This window comes from Arenibacter palladensis (assembly GCF_900129275.1).
In the GTDB taxonomy this organism is placed as follows: Bacteria; Bacteroidota; Bacteroidia; order Flavobacteriales; family Flavobacteriaceae; genus Arenibacter; species Arenibacter palladensis.
Genome location: NZ_FQUX01000013.1, coordinates 22,995 through 43,669, shown reverse-complemented (window position 1 = coordinate 43,669; position 20,675 = coordinate 22,995). Strand labels below are relative to the sequence as shown.

The window sequence follows — 20,675 nt, the reverse complement described above, 5'->3', positions numbered from 1 at the left end:
AAATTTAGCAATAAAGCAGCATTATGCAAGTCCTCATTTCCCAATAAAATTCCCCAAGATTTATAGGAAGGTTTACTGCGCATATTATTCCTTTTATTATTAATTTTATTCCATGGCGGAAAGACAAATAAAACTAATTTGGGATTTTAGGGGTGAATCGGCCCAGAATACGGCGAAACATCATAAAATACATCTTGAAGAATATGTGCTAGCTCAAAATCTGACTTTCAACATTACAGGAAACAATGACCTTAGCAGTATGCACTCCATTGCCTATCTCGTTGTAAGCGAATCTGAGATGATTGCCGTTAGGGATGCCCTAAAACCGCATCGCGGTGAGGTCTACACCCCGATTGACTAAACAAAAAACAAGAAACAGACCTATGGGCAGTAGATTCTTTTTTTTCATTGCAACCATCACCAACTTGCTTCTATCATGTGCTACCCCTACTGAAGACCCGGATTTATTGAAAATTGCCCTAAAGTCCAACAATTCCAAAATAAAGAACGTTATGGACAGCTTGGCAAAACATGAGCTGCAAGTAAGGTATACCCGAATAGACCGTATAAAAGATAGCATAGTTTTTACGGACTATAATTTTCAGGTTAACGACAGCAACTACTTTTACCCAGCAAGCACGGTTAAAATCCTAACGGCCCTACTTGCCTTGGAAAAGCTCAACGAAATGGATTCCCTGGACCTGTACACCCAATTTTATGTGGAGGGTGATTCCTTGGAAACAACATTTGCCAACGAAATCTCCAAGATTTTTGCGGTAAGCGACAATGAGGCCAATAATAGACTTTTGGAATTTTTAGGTCAAGACCAAATAAACAAAAAATTGAAGGACAAGGGCATAGCACCTGTCCGAATCTCCCATCGACTTTCAACGGACAATGCTTTTGAGGTAACTACAAGGCCACTTATAGTCTACTTAAACGACACCACGTTAACCTGGTTAAAACCGAGCGTAAACAAACCCCCTGTTCCTTTGACCCTGAACAGGATAAAAAAAGGCACGGCCTATTACGAAGAAAACACCCTAATTAATGAACCATTCGATTTTAGCTTAAAAAATTATTTTCCAATAAGTGCCCAGAACGAGGTCTTAAAAAGGATAATTTTCCCGGAGCAATTCCCAAAGAATGAACGATTCAACCTTAGTCCCGATCAACATAGTTTTCTGCTGAAGGCCATGAGCGATCCTCCAAGAAAAATGGGGTACGATGATATGGATTATTACGACGGTTATTGCAAGTTTTTTATATTTGGAGATAGCAGGGATACCATTCCCGAATACCTCAAAATATACAATAAAGTAGGCAATGCCTATGGCACAATTACGGATTGCGCCTATATATCTGACAGTAAAAATAATGTGGAATTTATGCTAACTGCCACTCTTTTGGCCAATGAAAATGGGATATTTAACGATAATTCCTATGAGTATGAAGATATTGGACTCCCGTTTTTGGCACAATTGGGAAGAGAGATCTACAATTTGGAAATAGCACAAAAACAACGACAATGACAGCCTTAAGTTTTGACTCTTTCACTAAAAAAATATACATCAAGACCAATATGGAAAAAATTTATTGGGCCTGGTGTACGGCCGAAGGGATTACCTCTTGGTTTTTGAGCAAGGCCACTTACATATCTCCTGATGGACACCCCAAGGCTGCACATCAGAAGATTGCAGAAGGAGACAGCTATATCTGGGAATGGCACAATTGGGACGGTCAGGAAAAAGGAACAGTAACAAAGGCGAACGGCACGGATTTTTTTGAAATTACCTTTGCCAATGTATGTAAGGTTTCGGTTTCGCTCGAGGACTGCGGCCATGATATACTATTAACCTTGAAGCAATACAATATACCTACGGACGACAACAGCAAATTGAACATCCATTATGGCTGCAGCAACGGATGGACCTTCTGGCTGGCAAATCTTAAGGCCTATTTGGAATATGGCATTTTGTTGAATGAAACACAAAATGACCTGCGACACCAACCTCTAGCAGGATTTGAATTTGTGAATATTTAGGGGATATCAATTTTATAAGGATTTAACTGGTATATGGACAACAACAATTCTCCTTATTTCCTATTTTTGCGCATTTTTCAAAAATGATAACAAAACCACGTATCGCCCTAATAATTGGAATAGTCTGTATTTCCATATTCCCAGTATTGGTGAAATTAAATTATACCCCAGGCCTTATTTCCGCCTTCTATCGTATGGCTATCGCGCTAAGCATAATCTTGCCTTATGTCCTATTTACAAAACAATTGAAAATCCCGGATCGAAGAACTTTATTGCTTACCGTTATTTGCGGAATATGTTTTGGTTCTGATGTGGCGGTATGGAATATTGCCATTCAGGAATCCACGGCCACACAAGCATCGTTCCTTACCAACCTATCTCCGGTTTGGGTGGGCATCGGTACATTTTTCTTTTTAAAACCCAAACCCTCCATTAATTTTTGGATAGGTACCCTTATTGCGTTATTGGGAATGGTCACCTTGGTAGGATTTAAATTCTTTGCCCATCTTTCTTTTGATATTGGCTTTAGTTTTGGAGTATTATCCGGGGTGTTCTATGCCATCTATATCCTAATCAGTAAGGAAGTCCTCGCCAAGACTTCTGTAGTAAATTTCATGACCCTTAGCTTAATTTCCTCTTCATTCTTTTTGGGGATCCTATCGTATTCCCTTGGAGAGCCTTTTAACGGCTTCTCTAACATTGGTTGGTTTGTACTTGTCATCCAAGGATTGGTCTGCCAGTTGTTGGCCTGGTTATCCATCAGTTATTCCACCCAACATATGCGCGCCACAAGAGTCTCCTTAAGTCTATTGGCGCAGGCCATCTTGGCCGCAATATTGGCTTGGATATTTCTCAACGAGCTAATTACCCCACAAATGATTCTCGGAGGCATTATTTTACTATTTGGAATACGAATCACCTTTTACGACAAGCCACTTGTTTTACCGATGGGGAAAAAGGCTAAACTCCCGCCTCTTTAATAACTTTCAATGTCTTTTGCAGTCCGGTCTTGGCCACCTCCAACAAATCCATACTGTGGTACTCCGGATTGTACAGCTCCAAGGAAATACAACCGTTGAAACCAGTGGTTTTAAGGTCTTTTAAAATTTGTGGCAGTGGCAAAATTCCGTCACCAGGAAAAACCCTATGCTTATCCTCCATATCGGCTATTTCCATTCCCTTGGGAGCATCGTTAAATTGAAAAATAGCGAATATATCGCCGTTTAGAAGTCTTAAACCTTCAAAACCTCCTTCCGAAATATACATATGATATACATCCGGTATTATCTTGGCTTTAGGGTGGTTGGCATCCAAGGCAACCGCTGTTGCCTGCCCCATTGTCTTGAGCGGAAACATTTTAACAAACACCAGTGCCGGTATTACATTGTACTCTGTTATCCCAATTTCCAACAATCTGCGGTAACAAGAGGCAACAAAGGCAACATCATAATTTTCTCCAACCTGATTGGGTATGGCCTGCACATAGGTGCAACCTATTTCCGATGCCATTCTCATTCTATTTTTAGTAGCCGGCAAGGACTTTTGAAATTCTTCCTCATTCTGGGGAATGCAGCCCCAAAGACCAATCATACTGGGTACGAACAGTCCGGCTTCCTTTATTTTAGCTCCTAATTTCTTAAGATCGCCCCCGCTTTTCTCATATTCAGCCAAATCGCTGTCCCAAGGTTCTATGGCATCGTAGCCTGCCGCTATGGCAATCTCTACCTTTTTTTCCAGGCCCTTGGCCGGTCTAATGGTCGCCGTATCCAAACAGATGGGCCACGGACTCTGTCCGTTTTGATATCTTTTTTCTTTCTTCGGAATTTCCATCGGCAAGGTGTTGGCCATTGAAATTGTTGCGACACTAGCAGTGGCTGCGCCTGCAATAAAGGATCTGCGATTCATATTATAGTCAGTTATTCGACTAAAATATGAAAAAAAGTGAAGTTTGTCCCACTTACTGGCAAGAACCGACGGTTATAGTTTCAATAATCTAACCCATAAGTTTCCAAATGGGCCAAAGATCTATTATCCAATGGCCTTTACCATGAATTGGAACTATAATTTAATAGATTAAGCTTGAATAGGTTCCCCATAGAGGTCAAAATCTGCAGCTTCAAAAATATGAAGATCAACAAATTCCCCTACTTTCAAATAATGCTTTGCTGCATCCACCAAGACTTCGTTGTCTACATCGGGAGAATCGAACTCCGATCGACCTACAAAATACTTGCCTTCCTTACGGTCTATGATACATCGCAAAGTTTTACCCACTTTTTCTTGGTTCAACTCCCACGAAATCTGTGATTGAAGCTCCATGATCTCCGAAGCCCTTTGTTGTTTCACTTCCTCGGGAACATCGTCTACCAAATTATAGGCATGCGTATTTTCTTCATGGCTATAGGTAAAGCATCCCAATCTTTCAAAACGCATTTCTTCTACCCAACTTTTCAAAGTTTGAAAATCTTCCTCCGTCTCGCCTGGATAACCTACAATTAGGGTAGTCCTTATGGTCATTTCAGGTACCGCAGCCCTAAAGTCCTTCAACAATTTTGTTGTTTTGGCCTGAGTTGTTCCCCTCCGCATACTCTTTAATATGGCATCTGAAATATGCTGCAAAGGAATATCCAAATAATTACAAACCTTAGGTTCGCGTTTCATCACTTCCAGAACATCCATAGGAAATCCAGTAGGGAAAGCATAATGCAATCGAATCCATTCAATACCGTCTACCTTCACCAATGCGTTCAGCAATTCTGCCAAATTCCTTTTCTTATAAAGGTCCAATCCATAATAGGTAAGATCTTGGGCAATAAGAATCAATTCCTTCACCCCTTTGGCTGCCAATTTATTAGCTTCGGTTACCAAATCCTCTATAGGAGTACTCTTATGTTTGCCCCGCATAATGGGGATGGCACAAAAAGAACAAGGACGATCACATCCTTCCGCAATTTTTAGATAGGCGTAATTTTTAGGTGTGGTCGTTAGCCGCTCACCAATAAGTTCGTGCTTGTAATCGGCACCCAGGGCCTTTAACAAATTAGGCAATTCACTGGTTCCGAAATACTCATCCACATTAGGAATCTCTTTTTGAAGATCTGGTTTATAGCGTTCACTTAAGCAGCCTGTAACGAATACCTTGTCTACTTCCCCTGCTTCCTTTTTTTGAACGTATTCCAAAATGGTATTGACACTCTCTTCCTTGGCATTGGCAATAAAACCACAAGTGTTTATCACTACCACATTCCCTTCCTCCTCATGCACGACTTCCTTGTTATTGGCCCTTAATTGGCCCATCAACACCTCTGAATCGTATACATTCTTGGAACACCCCAAGGTTACAACATTAATCCTATTCTTCTTAAGTGACTTAGTACGCATATTTTTCAAATAAAGTGCAAAAGTACAACTTGAAAAAAGATTGTAGTCCCATTATATCTTTTTTTATTCTTTTAACGTTAAACCTGTATAACCAATTGAACTCTAATTCATAAAGCACTATGAAAACCCAATTTCTTATTTCTAGTTTATTCCTTTTTTGCTGTTTAATGGGATGCTCTAAAGGGAATGATGACCAAGTGCCAGTTACACCGGAGGAAACCTTATATTTTCCCCCAATAAATTCGAACGAATGGGAAACCGTGTCCCTTGAGGAGCTAAATTGGAATACAAGTGCCGAGCAACCTCTATATGATTACTTGGAGACAAATGAAACAGAAGCCTTTATCCTTTTGAAGAATGGAAAAATTGTTTTGGAAAAATACTTTGGAAGCTTTAACGCCTCTAAAAATCACTCTTGGAACTCCGCAGCCAAAACTTTGACCGCCTTTACCGTAGGAATTGCCCAAAAGGAAGGTTATCTAGACATAGACCATGCCTCGTCCGACTATATGGGAACGGGCTGGTCCTCACTAACCCCTGAACAAGAAGTGCAGATTACCGTAAAAAATCATCTTACCATGACATCGGGCCTTGATTTCACTGGTGAAAATAGTTTTTGCACCAATGTGGAGTGTTTGATATTCAAGGATGACCCGGACAGCTTTTGGTACTACCACAATGCAGCCTATACCTTATTGGATAATATTATAAGCGGTGCCGTTAATGAGGAATATAAAGAATATTTTTACCAAAAAGTTCGGGACAAAATTGGGATGCAGGGATCTTGGATAAAGACGGGATATCTTAATCTTTATTTTAGCAATGCCAGAAGCATGGCAAGGTTTGGACTGTTGAGCCTCAATAAAGGCATATGGGAAGACACCCCAATTCTGGACGACCCCAACTATTTTACAGAAATGACCACGACTTCCCAAGAACTGAACAAGTCATATGGTTATCTCTGGTGGCTCAATGGAAAAAGTAGCTTTAGAATACCAGGTTCCGAAGAATTATTCCCTGGAAAACTGATACCCAATGCTCCGGACGACCTAATAGCAGGACTGGGTGCATTTGATCAAAAACTATATGTGGTACCAAGTAAAGGATTGGTAATTATACGAATGGGCGATTCCGCAAATGAAGATGAATTGGGACCAACTAGCTTTGACAACGATTTGTGGGAAAGAATAAATGAATTGATCAACTAAAATCCTAAGGTATCAAAAATCACTAATTCACGGGCTGAAGATGAACCACTTCCTCCAAGAACCCTATGGTTTCCTTTTTTACAGATTCCAAATCCTTTGAAGTAATATAGGACGTCATTACGTGGTTTCCTACCTCAGGAAAAGCCACTTTCCGTTTTAAGTTGCTATCTACACCCAATTCTTCGTACATATCCAACAAGGCGGGAACCGAGACTACCTTATCCTGTTCTTCCTCGTTTTTATAGTAATACCCTAAGAAGGTGGGTTGATCGATGTGCTGAAAGACTTCCGGTTTCATTGTTTCATCCAATAAAGCCTGCAATTGTGTCAAGGCCTCTACCCTATATTTAGTAGTCCAATAGCTCTGTTTTAGGGAATCGGCTTCAGATTCATAAAAGTCGCTGTCCATAATGGTTTTGGCAATCTCCAATCCCCATGGTCCCGACAATAGGAAAGCCGAGGGATCATAGATCCTTATATTCGGGGAATACAAAAGAAGACTGGCAATATCCCTATCCCCCTGGGCCAAATAAAGAGCAAGTGTACCACCTGTGGAAGTACCCATAACAATTACCTTATTTCCAATCTGTTTTGCTATTGCCAAAGCCTCTTTGGCAGATTCAAAGTAGTCCGTCGCCGTTAAATGAAGCATGGCCTGTTCTTCCTGGATGCCATGCCCTTCCAGACGGGGCAAGTATACATTGGCACCATACCTTTGACCCAGTTCCCTGTGCAGTGGTGCACCTTCCTCATGACTGGCGGACCAACCATGAAGATAAAGAATAGAATACTCTGTTTTGCTGGGAATAGAATCGTACCAAAGAATTTGCGATTCGTTATTGGCCTTGATTTTGGTATTTGACCTTTCCTTCTCGGAAATACTATTTTGAAGTTTATTCAAATCGGTTTCCATTGCCGGAAGGTCCATGGTCAAAAGGGGTTTATCTACCTTAGGACCCAAAAAATAGACAAGGAACAATAAAAGCAGTAAAAAAAATAAAGCTTTAAATAACCTACGGATTACCTTCATTCTTTTTTACTAAAAAATGAATCCACAAATTCTACCTTATTAAAGACTTGCAAATCATCCATTCCTTCCCCAACACCTATATATTTTACAGGAATCTGGAATTGATCGGAAATACCAATAACGACACCGCCCTTGGCGGTACCATCCAATTTTGTAACCGCCAGTGAAGTTACCTCCGTAGCCTTGGTAAACTGTTTTGCCTGCTCAAAGGCATTTTGCCCCGTAGAGCCGTCCAAAACCAGTAGCACCTCATCCGGAGTACCCTCCACTACCTTTTGCATAACGCGCTTCACCTTGGTCAATTCATTCATCAAATTAACCTTATTATGCAATCTTCCAGCAGTATCTATAATTACCACGTCAGCATTCTGCTTAAGGGCAGAACTGAGGGTATCGAACGCTACTGAGGCAGGATCACTGCCCATATTTTGTTTTATGATAGGCACATCTACGCGATCTGCCCAAACCTGAAGTTGGTCTATTGCTGCTGCCCTAAACGTATCGGCCGCTCCGAGCACTACCTTTAAACCTTGTTTTTTAAATTGATATGCCAATTTACCAATGGTGGTTGTCTTACCTACCCCGTTAACCCCAACTACCATGATAACGTAGGGCTTTCTTACCAAGGGTACCGTGAATTCCGTTTCATTTCCAGAATTGGTTTCGGACAACAAGCCCGCTATTTCCTCCCTTAATATAACATTAAGCTCATCTACCCCAAGGTATTTATCCTTGGATACACGGGCCTCTATACGGTCTATAATCTTTAAGGTAGTATTTACACCCACATCGGAAGAAACCAATACCTCCTCCAAATTATCCAAGACATCATCATCTACCTTGGACTTTCCTACTACCGCCTTACTAAGTTTGGATAAAAAATTGGTCTTGGTCTTTTCCAGACCCTTGTCCAAAGATTCCTTTTTTTGTGTGGAAAATATTTTTTTAAATAAACTCATATTTTTGGCATGTTCCTTTTCATCAAAGATATAAAAATAAAAAAGCTACTTTCATCAGAAAGTAGCTTTATAACCAATAAATTTAGGTTATTAATTTTTTTTCAACCAGTCGTTTACCATTTCTGGGCTCATTACAGACTCCATAAAAGTGTAAGCACCTGTTTTAGGTGACTTTACCATTTTAATGGCCTTGGTCAATCTTTTTGAACTTGTTTGTAAACTCGCTACCGTTTTCTTTGCCATGACGTATTATTTAATTTCTTTATGAACTGTCATTCTCTTTAGAATAGGATTGAATTTTTTAATTTCCATCCTATCTGGAGTGTTCTTTTTGTTCTTAGTGGTTATGTACCTTGAAGTACCTGGCATGCCAGATTCCTTATGCTCTGTACACTCCAAAATAACCTGAATTCTGTTACCTTTCTTTGCCATTATTATCTTAGTATTTCAGGATTATTTAATTAACCCTTTTTCCTTTGCTTCTTTCAAAACAACGGAAATTCCTTTTTTATTTATACTCTTTAGAGCTTTAGCGGAAACCTTTAAGGTTACCCAACGATCTTCTTCTGGAATATAGAAACGCTTTTTAGAAAGATTTACATCAAATCTTCTTCTGGTTTTATTAATCGAGAAGGACACATTGTTCCCAAACATGGCTCTCTTTCCAGTAACATCACAAACTTTTGACATCTCTCTACTTTTATTTTGTTATAAACAGGGTGCAAATTTAAATTAATTTTATGGGACGGACAAAATTCTTTGTCAGAATTTTAAAATTTCTTTTTGAAGCATTTCAAAAGCCTTATTTACAGTCTTTTGCACAATTCTTTCACGCTGGCTTCCCATACTATATTTCTCTACCACTGTAGCTTTAGGGGAAACAACCGCTATAAACACTGTCCCTACCTCTGCATCGGAGTCCCCTTTTGTTGGCCCTGCGTTCCCGGTAGTAGCTATGGCAAAATCGGTTTTTAAAATTTTTCGCAGATTGGTGGCCATTTCAACGGCAACCTCTGCACTTACTACAGAAAATTCATCAATAGTGGCTTTGGACACCTTAAGCAGTTCAATCTTGGTTTCGGTGGCATAACTAACTATACTCCCCTTAAAATAAGCCGATGCCCCCGGTATACTGGTTATCTGTTGGGCAATTTTACCTCCGGTACAACTCTCCGCCGTACCCAAGCTCATGCCCTTTTTTGTAAATAATTGGGCAACTACAGATTCTACGGGTTCGTCCCCTGCCTCTCCTAGGATAATGTCGCCCAAAAGATTTCTAATTTTTTCTGCTTCTATATTGACCATGGCATTTAACTGCTCACTATCGTTTCCTTTCGCAGAAAGCCTGAGCCTCACGGAACCAAGACTTGGTAGATAGGCCAATTTCACCATACTGGGCAGGTTGTCCTCTACAGAGGATATCCTATCCGCCAAGGAACTTTCCCCTATACCATAAGTAATGATGGTCTTATGCACAATATAAGGCCGCTTGAACTCATGTATAATTCTTGGAATTACCTTAGTAGTTATTAAATTCTTCATCTCGAAGGGCACACCTGGCAATGAAACAAATACTTTCCCTTCACTTTTAATCCACATTCCGGGTGCCGTACCAAATTCATTGTGGAGCACATCTGCCCTGGAAGGCACCAGTGCCTGATTTTTATTCACCTCCAACAAGGGTATTCCCAAATGCTTTTTAAATATAGCCTCTACATGGGCCAATACTTCCTTGCTCTCCACCAAAGTATCATTGAAATACTCACACAGGGTATGCTTGGTAATGTCATCTTTGGTAGGACCCAATCCGCCCGTAATTATAATGACATCGGCCCTGGCCTCAGCTTCCTTAAGTGCTTCGAGTATATGCAGCCTTTCATCCTGTACCGAAGAAATCTGATACACGGAAACCCCAATCTTATTTAGTTCTTGGGCAATGAAGGCAGAATTTGTATCTATAATTTGACCAATGAGAATCTCATCGCCAATAGTTATGATTTCAGCAAACATTAAATCTTGAAGTCGTTTTTCAATTCTGAAACCACTTGATCTACGTCCTTTTTAAGCAATGGCACCAAACGCTCGATTTCTTCCGTATTCTCTTCCTTTTTTCCCAAAGTTTCTATCTGAAGAGCAATTGCCCGGGTCTGTTCCATGCCCAGCAAATCTACATTAGGTTTAATTTTATGCGCCAATTTATATACACTATCGTAATTTTTTACCACTAATGCTTTCTCCAGTTCGTCCAAATCCTGGGGAACTTCTTCCAAAAAAAACAGCAACGACCGACTTAATGAATTCATCATCACCATCTGCCATTTCATTGATCTTGTCCAGACTATAAATCATCTATTTTATATTTAATGAGAACATTTGTTCATTCTCCAAAGTACCCGAAAGATAATCATTTGCACTTATTCTACCAACACCGGCAGGTGTACCTGTAAAAATAATGTCCCCTTTTTTCAATGTAAAAAAACTGGAAACATAGGAAATTATTTCATCAATCTTCCAAAGCATTAAACTGGTGTCCCCTTCCTGAACAACCTCATTGTTCTTTTTAAGCTGGAATTTTAAATGGTTTACATCTCCCAGACTAGATTTCGGCAACCACTTACCTATAACCGCAGAGCCATCAAAACCCTTGGCCTTTTCCCAAGGCAATCCTTTCTCCTTTAATCGGGACTGAAGGTCCCTAGCCGTAAAATCTATTCCTAAACCAATTTCATCATAATAGGTATGGGAAAACTGGGCATCTATATGTTTGCCCACTTTTTTTATTTTCACCAAAACTTCCACTTCATAGTGTATGTCATTGGAAAACTCGGGAATATAAAAATCCTGTTCTTTTGGCAAAACAGCGGAATCTGGCTTAATAAACAAGACCGGATCTGTAGGCCTCTCGTTGTTCAATTCCTTTATGTGATCAACATAGTTGCGACCAATACAAATAATCTTCATATTATTTAGAAATGTTTAGCAAGTAGCTTTGGAATTTAAACCTAGCCAGTATCTCAAATAAAGCTTTCAATTATAAACGCCAACCTTAATTAAGAATCCTCAACCCAGTTTGTTGTTTAGCTTACTCAATTTTATTTGGGTCAAAACCTTTTTAGTATACAATGGAAAATCAGCATTCAAGATCCAACCAAAATATCCAGGTTCATTTTCCAAAACAGCATGCACTTTTTTACCCTTATGCTTACCAAAGGAGAAAATCTCCTCCCCTTCTTCATCCAACACAATAAACCCTGCAAAATCAACCGATTGTTTTCTCGTTGTAAATTCCGATAGCTTTTTAATGTTGTTTTCCAATTCAGGATAACGGTCCAATTGTGACAAGAGCACTTCATAGGTAGCCAAGGTGTCCGCCTCCGCACTATGGGCGTCTACAAGACTTTTGTCGCAATAAAATTTATAGGCCGCCTCCAAGGTTCTTTTCTCCATTTTATGAAAAATGGTCTGCACGTCCACAGAAACGGTATTCTTCATATCAAAATCTATTTCGGCCCTGAGCATTTCCTCTGCCAAAAGCGGAATATCAAATCGGTCTGAATTGTAGCCCCCCAAATCACTATCCTTGATCATTTTATAAATTTCTTTGGAAAGCTGTTTAAATGTAGGTTCATTGGCTACTTTCTCGTTAGAAATGCCATGGATAGCGACCACTTGTGGAGGGATTTCCATTTCAGGATTAACCAACCATGTTTTACTCTCCTTATTCCCATTTGGATAGACTTTTAGAATAGCTATTTCCACTATTCTATCTTTGGCAACATTAGTACCTGTAGTCTCCAAATCGAAAAAACAAATTGGCCTTGTAAGCTTTAATTGCATGTTGTAGGTTCTTTATGCAAATATAGTTTTTACAAAGGTTATGACTAAAAATAGACCCATAAAATCTTGAAAATCCTTTTAAGGGTGAAGAATTCTATGAATATTAATAAAACTTAGATGTGTAGACTCCAGACCAATGCCAGTAAATCATGAAACCAAGCCAAAACCAAAATCCACAAGAGGATTCAATGCCATAGCAAAGATTTACTAAATCTCCCTATTCACGTCCCAAGCCTCCAGATAATCGGCTACGGCCTTCACGAACATGCCGCCCAAGGCCCCGTTCACTACCCTGTGATCATAACTATGGGATAAATACATCTTACTTCTGATAGCGATAAAATCGCCCTCTTTGGTCTCCACTACGGCGGGCATTTTACGTATAGCGCCCAAAGCCAAGATACCCACTTGGGGCTGATTGATAATCGGCGTACCAAAAACACTGCCAAAAGTACCAACATTGGTTACCGTATAGGTACCATCCTTTACCTCATCTGGTTTTAAGGCATTGTTCCTAGCCCTCTTGGCCAAATCGTTAACCGCCTTTGCCATACCCACCAAGTTTAACTGATCGGCATTTTTAATCACGGGAACAATCAAATTTCCATCGGCCAAGGCCGCGGCCATGCCTATATTTATATTCTTTTTCTTTATTATGGTATCTCCGTCCAGGGATATATTGACCATAGGATACTTTTTTAAGGCAATGGCCACAGCCTCCATAAAAATAGGGGTAAAAGTAAGTTTCTCACCTTCCCTTTTTTCAAAGGCATCCTTGACCTTATTCCTCCAATTGACCACATTGGTCACATCTACCTCAACAAAACTTTGTACGTGTGCCGAAGTAGCCACACTTGCGGTCATATGCTGAACTATCAATTTACCCATACGGGTCAAAGGAATATGCTCGTCCCCGTTACTGGGCTGTTCCCTCTCCAAAGCCGGCTTAACCACTTCTTGTTTTGGTTCCTCTTTTTTAACAGGAACAGGCTTGGTTACTTCCTCCACTTTTTCGACCACAGGCGTTACATGCTCTTCCTTTTTTTCTTCAAAAGGTTGTCCTCCGCTTGCCTTTCCGGAAGCAATATAATCCAATATATCATTTTTGGTCACCCTACCTTCACTTCCAGTACCGTTTATGGTATCCAACTCTGCCAAGGTAATTCCTTCCTGCTTCGCTATATTTTTCACCAAGGGGGAATAGAACCTATCGGCCCCACTATAATCCATTACCGGAGCGGCAACGCTTTCCTTTGCACTCAGCACCCCAACTTCCAATTCCTCCACCACTTGGTTAGGGGCATCATCTTTTACAGAAGCATCAGCACTTTCCTGATCATCATCGGATTCAAGATCACTTCCGTTTAATTCTATTATGGCTACGGTCTGCCCAACCTTAACAACATCATCTATATTGAATAATTTCTCAACCAAAATGCCATCTACCTCGCTAGGAACTTCGGAATCTACCTTATCCGTTGCAATTTCAAAAACAGCTTCATCCATCTCTATGGTATCGCCAACTTCCTTCAGCCATGAGGTAAGTGTTGCCTCTGCAACACTCTCTCCCATTTGTGGTAATTTTAGCTCAAATTTTGACATATCCTTATTTAATACACTTGTAATGATTAATAATTTGCAAAAATAATAAATAAAAGAGCATATTTTTGACTTTTATTCATGCTTTTTACTTACGACTCCTATACTTTTAACGAATTCTCAAACGGAATTCTATTGAGAATACTTCTTCCCAAAGTCACCTCATCGGCATACTCCAGTTCATCCCCTACCGCAATGCCCCTTGCTATGGTCGAAGTTTTTATCCCCAGACCCTCTAATTGGCGGTATATGTAAAAGTTGGTGGTGTCCCCCTCCATGGTAGAGCTTAATGCGAATATTAATTCCTTTATTTTCCCTTGCTTCGCTTTGTCGACCAGAGAGTAAATTGTCAAATCTTGGGGGCCCACACCCTCCATTGGGGAAATCTTCCCACCCAAGACATGATATAACCCTAAAAACTGACCTGTATTCTCAATAGCCATCACATCCCGAATATCTTCCACCACACAAACCAGACTTTCATCCCTCCGCGGGTTTGAACAAATTTCACAAACCTCTACATCTGATATATTATGGCAGCTTTTACAGAATTTGATATTGTCCTTTAAATTGGTCAACGCATTGGCCAATCTGGCAGTTTGCTCCTTGGGCTGTTTCAAAAGATGCAGGACCAACCTCAGCGCCGTGCGTTTACCAATGCCCGGCAATTGGGACATCTCATAGACCGCATTTTCCAATAATTTAGATGAAAATTCCATATCCACAAAATTACAATTTTATACCATTAAATTGAGGCATTCTCCCTAAAAGTAAATTTCACTAATTTAACAAACCATATGATTGGAACTGAACAACAAACCGTATCCTTAAGCTGCAACAGTGAAATGCGCTACCTAATAGTAGTTGACAAATTGCCTTCCAGACCATTCCATTTTGCAATGCACTTCCTTTCCCTTTACTCCTTACCATTTACCGAAACAAATAGCCTTTCATCGAAAGCCCAGTTTTGTATATTCCCATAAATTATCACCCCTTAAATCTCCCATCCAATTAAGCCTTATTCTTAAACGAATAAGGCAGCAACTAGAATCAAATGGCAGGAAAAAGCGCACTACACTCTGATTTACAATAAATTAAATACGCTTACAGGAAAATTTAATACACGTTTGGCGCTCGTGATTATGTTTTCTAGAACTTTAAACCCTTAAAAATCAATGTTGATTTTCAGAAAATTAAGATAAAGTTATGAGTGGTATATTTTGATAATAAAATAATTAACCCTTATTTTGCTCACGGCATAGTTCCCCCAGTCCTATAGCCGCAATGCAATTACTATTTATTGGCTTATTATCCAAAAGGAACGACACCCTACTATTTGGTGTTAACACTCTACTTTTTTGAAGTTAAAGTGTGTTAATACTTGTAAGCAGGTAATAGAATATTCGTACTTTAAGGTGTATATAAAGAAATTGGTCATTGATAACGCTATATATTTATAGTTAATGGTTAGTGTTTAGTATAGTCTATCAATGAAAGAAACCCGGAACAAATGTTCCGGGTTTTGTTTTTATAGCTCAGTAATTATTAACACTTTACCATCTTATTATGGCACTGCCCCAGGTAAATCCACTTCCAAAGGCGGCAAGCACCACCAAATCTCCCGACTTAATTTTCCCCTGCTCCCAGGCTTCCGTCAAAGCAATGGGTATAGAGGCTGCAGTTGTATTTCCATATTTCATAATATTATTGAATACCTGATCATCCCCTAGGCCAAACTTATTCTGTATATACTGGGATATCCTTAGATTGGCTTGATGGGGCACCAACATATTTATATCCTTAGCTTCCAGATTATTAGCTTTTAAACCCTCTATTATTACTTCACTAAAACGGACCACAGCGTTCTTAAAAACAAATGGACCGTTCATATAGGGCAAATAAGACTCGTCATTGGGGTCGTTATCCTCCAAAATATCGTTTACCCATCGCTTACCCATCCCAGGAGCTATAAGGGACAATTCTTCCGCATGTTGTCCTTCGGAATGCAAGTGGGTAGAAAGTATACCTTTTTTATTATCTTCCTCCCTACTGACTATTGCAGCTCCGGCACCATCACCAAAAATAACCGAAACTCCCCTACCCCTGGTAGTCATATCCAGTCCGTGGGAATGTAGTTCGGAACCGATCACCAAAACATTCTTATACATCCCTGTTTTTATATATTGATCCGCAACGGACAAGGCGTATACAAATCCGGAACATTGATTACGTACATCCAAAGCACCAATCGTCTTAATATCCAAATCCCGTTGCACCAAAACCCCGGGACCAGGAAAATAATAATCAGGACTCAATGTAGCAAAGACGATAAAATCGATATCATTTTTATCTATTCCAGAGCGCTCTATGGCAATTTTCGCTGCCTTCACCCCCATGGCGGTAGTAGTATCCCCATCACCCTTTATAACATGCCGTCTTTCTTGAATACCAGTCCGCTCCTGAATCCAAGCATCATTGGTGTCCATTATTTTCGACAAATCATCGTTGGTAACTACATTTTTAGGTACATAGTAACCCAGACCAATTATTTTTGAATTGAACATTTGTTGGAAAATTAAGTTTTCGGGAAGACCCTGCTTCCTACTTTTTCTATTATAAAGTCTAAAATATGAGAAATAAATTTAGTTACATCCAAATTAAACAAAAATATGTACTGATATGATGATATTGGTCATACCGTCATTGGAGGAATATTAATACACACAATGACATAGGAAGCATTTTAATTCCACCAAAAAATGTCAGTTTGTCACATCCTCCAAAAATGGTATTTTTTTTGACAGTGTTTAGTCGTTAAACTAAAAAAAACTAGAAGTATGGCCACAGGCAAGATTAATGTTTCCGTAGAGAACATATTTCCGCTCATAAAAAAATTCCTATACAGCGACCATGAAATATTTTTACGAGAGCTTATTTCAAACGCAACAGATGCAACTTTAAAATTAAAACACCTCACCACTATAGGAGAGGCCAAGGTGGAATATGGAAACCCACTTATTGAGGTTAAGATCGATAAGGAAGGAAAGAAAATTCATATCATTGATCAAGGTGTTGGTATGACCGAAGAGGAAGTACAGAAATACATCAATGAAATTGCATTTTCAGGAGCCGAAGAATTCTTGGATAAATACAAAGATTCTGCCAAAGACTCAGGAATCATTGGTCATTTTGGACTAGGATTCTATTCTGCGTTCATGGTAGCATCCAAAGTAGAAATTATCACCAAGAGTTATAAAGACGAACCTGCAGCACATTGGACCTGTGATGGATCGCCCAATTTTACCCTAAAAAAGGCTAAGAAAACTAGCCGTGGTACGGAAATAATTCTCCACATCGCAGATGATTCCACAGAATTTTTGGATGAAGGCAAAATTGGTACCTTACTTAGAAAGTATAACAAATTTATGCCTATCCCCATTAAGTTCGGGACTACAACTGAGACACTTCCAAAACCGGAAGGAGCCAAAGAAGAAGATCCTGCACCTTCAAAGGAGGTAGACAACATAATTAACAATCCCAATCCAGCTTGGACCAAGCAGCCAACGGATTTAACGGATGAGGATTACAAAGGATTCTACAGGGAACTGTACCCAATGCAATTTGAGGAGCCTTTGTTCCACATACACTTAAATGTGGATTATCCTTTTAATCTGACCGGGATTTTGTATTTCCCGAAATTGACCAATGATTTAAATACCCAAAAGGATAGGATTCAACTATACCAAAATCAGGTTTTTGTTACGGACAACGTTGAAGGAATCGTACCTGAGTTTTTAACCATGCTGAGAGGGGTTATAGATTCTCCGGATATTCCGTTGAACGTTAGTAGATCATATTTACAGGCCGATGGAGCGGTTAAAAAAATATCCACCTATATTACCCGTAAAGTTGCCGATAAATTAAACTCTTTGTTTAAAAATAATAGAGCAGACTTTGAAGCAAAATGGAACGATATCAAAATCGTTATTGAATATGGAATGCTTTCCGAGGATAAATTCTTTGAAAAAGCGGATAAATTTGCCTTGTACCCCACTGTAGACGGTGCTTATTATACTTTTGAGGAATTACAGGAAAAATTAAAGCCGAATCAAACGGACAAGGACGATAAATTAGTAATACTTTACGCCTCCAACAAGGAAGAGCAGCACAGTTATATTGAGGCTGCCAAGGCCAAAGGCTGTGAGGTTCTATTGTTAGACTCCCCAATAGTATCGCACCTAATGCAAAAACTGGAAACCTCCAAGGAGAAAATTTCCTTTGCACGTGTAGACGCCGATCATTTGGACAATCTTATCAAAAAAGAAGACACCCAAATATCCAAGCTGTCCGATGAAGAAAAAGAGTCTCTAAAAAAAGATATCGAAACTGCTATCAATAATAAAAGCTATACCATTCAATTGGAAGCCATGGATAGCAGCTCCTCTCCGTTCATCATTACAGAGCCAGAGTTTATGCGACGTATGAAAGAAATGCAGCAAACAGGTGGTGGCGGAATGTTCGGCATGGGAAATATGCCGGAAATGTATAATTTGGTAGTGAACACCAACCATGAATTGGTTTCTGAAATTTTAAACACCAAAACTGCCAAAAAGAAAGAGCGACTTATTAATCAATCCTTGGATCTGGCACGTTTGTCCAAAGGACTTTTGAAAGGTGAAGAACTCACTAAGTTCATTAAGAGAAGTTATGAAATGGTGAAGTAATCATTTTTAACAATAATTATAAGAAGCTGAATTGCCTAGTGTAATTCAGCTTTTTTTATTTATACCTTTACCACATGGTCTACCCTTGGCATCTTTACCTTTTAGCGTCTATTTATATTTTGGCAGGAATAATGCATTTCATTGTTCCCAAAGTGTATCTGAGAATAATGCCACGGTACTTGCCAAATCATAAACTCCTGGTTTACCTCAGTGGCCTGGCGGAAATTCTTTTGGGTCTGGGACTGTGCTTGCCTGCTACTAAAAACATTGCCGTCATTGGCATCATTCTAATGCTTGCCGTATTCCTATTGGTCCACTTTTATATGCTAAAGGGTGAAAAAGAGTCGGCAGGAATCCCAAAATGGATCCTAATTCTTAGAATCCCACTTCAATTTGCCCTTATGTACTGGGCCTATTTATATTTGGAGCTGTAAATTTACTATATATCAGAGTTGCCATTCCATGAATGCGATGCCTTATGGTTGGCCCCAATACGATAACAGACTGTAATTTAACCAATTATCTTGCTAAGGATTTGGATTAAATTTTAATATTAATTCATTAGTCATCAATATTATATTTGGGGTATTTCTATCTTTATAATATGAAAATCATCTCCACAAATATTGGAAAAGCCACCACCTTTCTTTGGAATGGAAGGGAGGAGCAAACAGGGATATTTAAATATCCAACCGACGAACCTCTTTTTCTAGGTAAAATGGATGTTTTTAAGGATACCGTTATAGATAGGGTACATCATGCCGGAATAAACAAAGCTTGTTATCTATTTGCATCAGATCACTATCCTTATTGGAAAGGTATCTATCCGGAATTAAATTGGGACTGGGGAATGTTCGGAGAAAATCTTACCGTAGAAGGTCTGGATGAATCCGAAATTAGAATTGGCGATATCTATAAAATTGGAAGTGTTGTGGTTCAGGTCTCACAACCTAGGGAACCCTGTTACAAGCTTGGCGTACGTTTTGGCAATGCCAAAATATTAAAGGAATTCATAGATCATGGTTATTCCGGAACCTATGTTCGTATATTGGAGGAAGGCCAGGTAAAAAACGGAGATGCGCTTAGCTTGCTGGAAAAATCCAAAAACATCCTGACAGTAAAAGAATGCTTTCATATTATTCTTGCCAAAGAAAAAGATCCCATACTACTTCAAAAAGCGATCGATAACCCTTCGCTACCTGAATACAAAAGGGATCGACTAAAAAAATACATATGACAGGAAAACAAAAAAGGGCCCAATGGGCCCCTTTTTTTCAATTTAATGATATTTACTTTTTCATAAATTAATTCACCGAAATGGTTTCATAATAAGTTTTGGTACCTTCACTAACAGATACTGTATAATCATCTTTTACAGCATTGGTAAAGTTGAAAACCTTTCCTACAACCAATTCTTTATCAAATTTTTGAGTAAAGACAACCCTGTTGGAACTGTCTACAACATTAATCACTACTGGACTAAGCTTTTGGTTCAAATAGTTTAAATAAAGAACATCACCATTTTTTCTAAAGAATGGTTTTGTAATCTCGTCACGTGCAATAACGTTTACCTCAGAATCCTCTACGCTTATAGTGAATTCCACAGTCCTAGTAAGGCTTTCCATCTTTAAGAAGTAAAGACCTTCGTCCAATTTAGACAAATCGAACTTTTTAGTATAATCTTCATCTTCCTTAATATTCTCCATGAATATTTGATGCTTCTCCGTATCGGTCAAAGTCAATGTAGAAGATTCAGTTTGCTTATTTAATTTAAGAACCAATCTTTTTGCTTCTTTAACTGTTGTCAAATACATTCCTGGGTCGTTGGCCATAGCTATAGTACTACTAAGTAATAAGGCTGCCACTGCTGTTAATTTTAAAACTGCTTTCATA

The 20,675-nt window shown here is 39.2% G+C and carries 23 protein-coding genes; 8 read left to right on the top strand and 15 right to left on the bottom strand.

Annotated features, from left to right (window positions below; translation table 11 throughout):
- Positions 1-112: 112 nt before the first annotated feature.
- From BUA60_RS21940 to BUA60_RS21925, 4 genes are all read left to right on the top strand, one after another.
- Positions 113-361, top strand: coding sequence for a hypothetical protein (locus tag BUA60_RS21940; RefSeq protein ID WP_072865596.1), 249 nt, complete (start codon positions 113-115; stop codon positions 359-361).
- Between the two features lie 22 nt (positions 362-383).
- Positions 384-1,532 (top strand): serine hydrolase, encoded by a 1,149-nt coding sequence (locus tag BUA60_RS21935; protein ID WP_072865594.1) that lies wholly within the window; start codon positions 384-386, stop codon positions 1,530-1,532.
- The gene (locus BUA60_RS21930; protein ID WP_072865592.1) at positions 1,529-2,044 is read left to right on the top strand and encodes an SRPBCC family protein; all 516 of its coding nucleotides are present in this window, start codon (positions 1,529-1,531) and stop codon (positions 2,042-2,044) included. Before BUA60_RS21935 ends, BUA60_RS21930 begins: the two co-directional genes overlap by 4 nt.
- Positions 2,045-2,127: 83 nt before the next feature.
- Entirely contained in the window at positions 2,128-3,024 is an 897-nt protein-coding gene (locus BUA60_RS21925) for a DMT family transporter (RefSeq protein WP_072865590.1), read from the top strand.
- Here the strand turns inward: BUA60_RS21925 and BUA60_RS21920 are convergent.
- Positions 3,005-3,949: a sugar phosphate isomerase/epimerase family protein gene (locus tag BUA60_RS21920; RefSeq protein WP_072865589.1), complete on the bottom strand. Its 945-nt coding sequence runs from the start codon at positions 3,947-3,949 to the stop codon at positions 3,005-3,007. The genes BUA60_RS21925 and BUA60_RS21920 overlap by 20 nt on opposite strands.
- A 168-nt stretch (positions 3,950-4,117) precedes the next feature.
- Positions 4,118-5,425 carry a 30S ribosomal protein S12 methylthiotransferase RimO gene (gene rimO, locus BUA60_RS21915; protein WP_072865587.1) on the bottom strand — a complete coding sequence of 436 codons (1,308 nt, stop codon included), beginning with the start codon at positions 5,423-5,425 and terminating at the stop codon, positions 4,118-4,120.
- Between the two features lie 119 nt (positions 5,426-5,544).
- Between rimO and BUA60_RS21910 the strand changes: the two genes are divergently transcribed.
- Entirely contained in the window at positions 5,545-6,633 is a 1,089-nt protein-coding gene (locus tag BUA60_RS21910; protein WP_072865585.1) for a serine hydrolase domain-containing protein, read from the top strand.
- 22 nt (positions 6,634-6,655) lie between these two features.
- Here BUA60_RS21910 and BUA60_RS21905 read toward each other — a convergent pair whose 3' ends face one another.
- The 12 genes from BUA60_RS21905 to BUA60_RS21850 form a co-directional block, all read right to left on the bottom strand.
- Positions 6,656-7,561 carry an alpha/beta hydrolase gene (locus tag BUA60_RS21905; protein ID WP_245802605.1) on the bottom strand — a complete coding sequence of 302 codons (906 nt, stop codon included), beginning with the start codon at positions 7,559-7,561 and terminating at the stop codon, positions 6,656-6,658.
- A 98-nt stretch (positions 7,562-7,659) separates the two neighbouring features.
- Complete coding sequence (ftsY, locus tag BUA60_RS21900) at positions 7,660-8,622, bottom strand: signal recognition particle-docking protein FtsY (RefSeq protein ID WP_084532723.1); 963 nt, start codon at positions 8,620-8,622, stop codon at positions 7,660-7,662.
- 90 nt (positions 8,623-8,712) lie between these two features.
- On the bottom strand, positions 8,713-8,865 hold the full coding sequence (locus tag BUA60_RS21895; RefSeq protein ID WP_069859169.1) for a DUF4295 domain-containing protein: 153 nt from the start codon (positions 8,863-8,865) through the stop codon (positions 8,713-8,715).
- A 6-nt stretch (positions 8,866-8,871) separates the two neighbouring features.
- Complete coding sequence (gene rpmG / locus BUA60_RS21890; protein ID WP_031444791.1) at positions 8,872-9,054, bottom strand: 50S ribosomal protein L33; 183 nt, start codon at positions 9,052-9,054, stop codon at positions 8,872-8,874.
- A gap of 21 nt (positions 9,055-9,075) precedes the next feature.
- Positions 9,076-9,312: a 50S ribosomal protein L28 gene (rpmB, locus tag BUA60_RS21885; RefSeq protein ID WP_031444792.1), complete on the bottom strand. Its 237-nt coding sequence runs from the start codon at positions 9,310-9,312 to the stop codon at positions 9,076-9,078.
- A 72-nt stretch (positions 9,313-9,384) separates the two neighbouring features.
- The gene (locus tag BUA60_RS21880) at positions 9,385-10,632 is read right to left on the bottom strand and encodes a competence/damage-inducible protein A (RefSeq protein WP_072865580.1); all 1,248 of its coding nucleotides are present in this window, start codon (positions 10,630-10,632) and stop codon (positions 9,385-9,387) included.
- Positions 10,632-10,928: an Hpt domain-containing protein gene (locus tag BUA60_RS21875; RefSeq protein WP_317043225.1), complete on the bottom strand. Its 297-nt coding sequence runs from the start codon at positions 10,926-10,928 to the stop codon at positions 10,632-10,634. Before BUA60_RS21875 ends, BUA60_RS21880 begins: the two co-directional genes overlap by 1 nt.
- A gap of 43 nt (positions 10,929-10,971) precedes the next feature.
- Positions 10,972-11,583 (bottom strand): fumarylacetoacetate hydrolase family protein, encoded by a 612-nt coding sequence (locus BUA60_RS21870; RefSeq protein WP_072865578.1) that lies wholly within the window; start codon positions 11,581-11,583, stop codon positions 10,972-10,974.
- Between the two features lie 99 nt (positions 11,584-11,682).
- Positions 11,683-12,459, bottom strand: coding sequence for a 3'-5' exonuclease (locus BUA60_RS21865; protein ID WP_072865576.1), 777 nt, complete (start codon positions 12,457-12,459; stop codon positions 11,683-11,685).
- Positions 12,460-12,666: 207 nt separating this feature from the next.
- Positions 12,667-14,061, bottom strand: a complete 1,395-nt coding sequence (locus tag BUA60_RS21860) for a dihydrolipoamide acetyltransferase family protein (protein WP_072865574.1) — start codon at positions 14,059-14,061, stop codon at positions 12,667-12,669.
- A 98-nt stretch (positions 14,062-14,159) separates the two neighbouring features.
- Complete coding sequence (gene recR / locus BUA60_RS21855; RefSeq protein ID WP_072865572.1) at positions 14,160-14,777, bottom strand: recombination mediator RecR; 618 nt, start codon at positions 14,775-14,777, stop codon at positions 14,160-14,162.
- 834 nt (positions 14,778-15,611) lie between these two features.
- Positions 15,612-16,622, bottom strand: coding sequence for a 3-oxoacyl-ACP synthase III family protein (locus tag BUA60_RS21850; protein WP_072865570.1), 1,011 nt, complete (start codon positions 16,620-16,622; stop codon positions 15,612-15,614).
- A 273-nt stretch (positions 16,623-16,895) separates the two neighbouring features.
- On the opposite strand from BUA60_RS21850, the gene htpG reads away from it, so the two are divergent.
- From htpG to BUA60_RS21835, 3 genes are all read left to right on the top strand, one after another.
- A complete protein-coding gene (htpG, locus tag BUA60_RS21845) occupies positions 16,896-18,782 on the top strand; it encodes a molecular chaperone HtpG (protein WP_072865568.1) in 1,887 nt (628 codons plus the stop codon).
- 74 nt (positions 18,783-18,856) lie between these two features.
- The gene (locus BUA60_RS21840) at positions 18,857-19,216 is read left to right on the top strand and encodes a DoxX family protein (protein WP_072865566.1); all 360 of its coding nucleotides are present in this window, start codon (positions 18,857-18,859) and stop codon (positions 19,214-19,216) included.
- Positions 19,217-19,386: 170 nt separating this feature from the next.
- On the top strand, positions 19,387-20,019 hold the full coding sequence (locus BUA60_RS21835) for an MOSC domain-containing protein (protein ID WP_072865564.1): 633 nt from the start codon (positions 19,387-19,389) through the stop codon (positions 20,017-20,019).
- A gap of 67 nt (positions 20,020-20,086) precedes the next feature.
- On the opposite strand, the gene BUA60_RS21830 is transcribed toward BUA60_RS21835, so the two are convergent.
- A complete protein-coding gene (locus BUA60_RS21830) occupies positions 20,087-20,674 on the bottom strand; it encodes a hypothetical protein (protein ID WP_072865562.1) in 588 nt (195 codons plus the stop codon).
- Position 20,675 lies beyond the last annotated feature (1 nt).

Coding starts and splice junctions, on each gene's coding strand:
- BUA60_RS21840 (WP_072865566.1), top strand. CDS start 18,857: ATGGTCTACCCTTGGCATCTTTACCTTTTAGCGTCTATTTATATTTTG.
- BUA60_RS21870 (WP_072865578.1), bottom strand. CDS start 11,583: ATGAAGATTATTTGTATTGGTCGCAACTATGTTGATCACATAAAGGAA.
- BUA60_RS21865 (WP_072865576.1), bottom strand. CDS start 12,459: ATGCAATTAAAGCTTACAAGGCCAATTTGTTTTTTCGATTTGGAGACT.
- BUA60_RS21850 (WP_072865570.1), bottom strand. CDS start 16,622: ATGTTCAATTCAAAAATAATTGGTCTGGGTTACTATGTACCTAAAAAT.
- BUA60_RS21880 (WP_072865580.1), bottom strand. CDS start 10,632: ATGTTTGCTGAAATCATAACTATTGGCGATGAGATTCTCATTGGTCAA.
- BUA60_RS21935 (WP_072865594.1), top strand. CDS start 384: ATGGGCAGTAGATTCTTTTTTTTCATTGCAACCATCACCAACTTGCTT.
- BUA60_RS21930 (WP_072865592.1), top strand. CDS start 1,529: ATGACAGCCTTAAGTTTTGACTCTTTCACTAAAAAAATATACATCAAG.
- rpmG (WP_031444791.1), bottom strand. CDS start 9,054: ATGGCAAAGAAAGGTAACAGAATTCAGGTTATTTTGGAGTGTACAGAG.
- recR (WP_072865572.1), bottom strand. CDS start 14,777: ATGGAATTTTCATCTAAATTATTGGAAAATGCGGTCTATGAGATGTCC.
- htpG (WP_072865568.1), top strand. CDS start 16,896: ATGGCCACAGGCAAGATTAATGTTTCCGTAGAGAACATATTTCCGCTC.
- BUA60_RS21830 (WP_072865562.1), bottom strand. CDS start 20,674: ATGAAAGCAGTTTTAAAATTAACAGCAGTGGCAGCCTTATTACTTAGT.
- BUA60_RS21905 (WP_245802605.1), bottom strand. CDS start 7,561: ATGGACCTTCCGGCAATGGAAACCGATTTGAATAAACTTCAAAATAGT.
- BUA60_RS21925 (WP_072865590.1), top strand. CDS start 2,128: ATGATAACAAAACCACGTATCGCCCTAATAATTGGAATAGTCTGTATT.
- BUA60_RS21895 (WP_069859169.1), bottom strand. CDS start 8,865: ATGGCAAAGAAAACGGTAGCGAGTTTACAAACAAGTTCAAAAAGATTG.
- BUA60_RS21920 (WP_072865589.1), bottom strand. CDS start 3,949: ATGAATCGCAGATCCTTTATTGCAGGCGCAGCCACTGCTAGTGTCGCA.
- BUA60_RS21940 (WP_072865596.1), top strand. CDS start 113: ATGGCGGAAAGACAAATAAAACTAATTTGGGATTTTAGGGGTGAATCG.
- BUA60_RS21875 (WP_317043225.1), bottom strand. CDS start 10,928: ATGATGAATTCATTAAGTCGGTCGTTGCTGTTTTTTTTGGAAGAAGTT.
- ftsY (WP_084532723.1), bottom strand. CDS start 8,622: ATGAGTTTATTTAAAAAAATATTTTCCACACAAAAAAAGGAATCTTTG.
- BUA60_RS21835 (WP_072865564.1), top strand. CDS start 19,387: ATGAAAATCATCTCCACAAATATTGGAAAAGCCACCACCTTTCTTTGG.
- BUA60_RS21860 (WP_072865574.1), bottom strand. CDS start 14,061: ATGTCAAAATTTGAGCTAAAATTACCACAAATGGGAGAGAGTGTTGCA.
- rpmB (WP_031444792.1), bottom strand. CDS start 9,312: ATGTCAAAAGTTTGTGATGTTACTGGAAAGAGAGCCATGTTTGGGAAC.
- BUA60_RS21910 (WP_072865585.1), top strand. CDS start 5,545: ATGAAAACCCAATTTCTTATTTCTAGTTTATTCCTTTTTTGCTGTTTA.
- rimO (WP_072865587.1), bottom strand. CDS start 5,425: ATGCGTACTAAGTCACTTAAGAAGAATAGGATTAATGTTGTAACCTTG.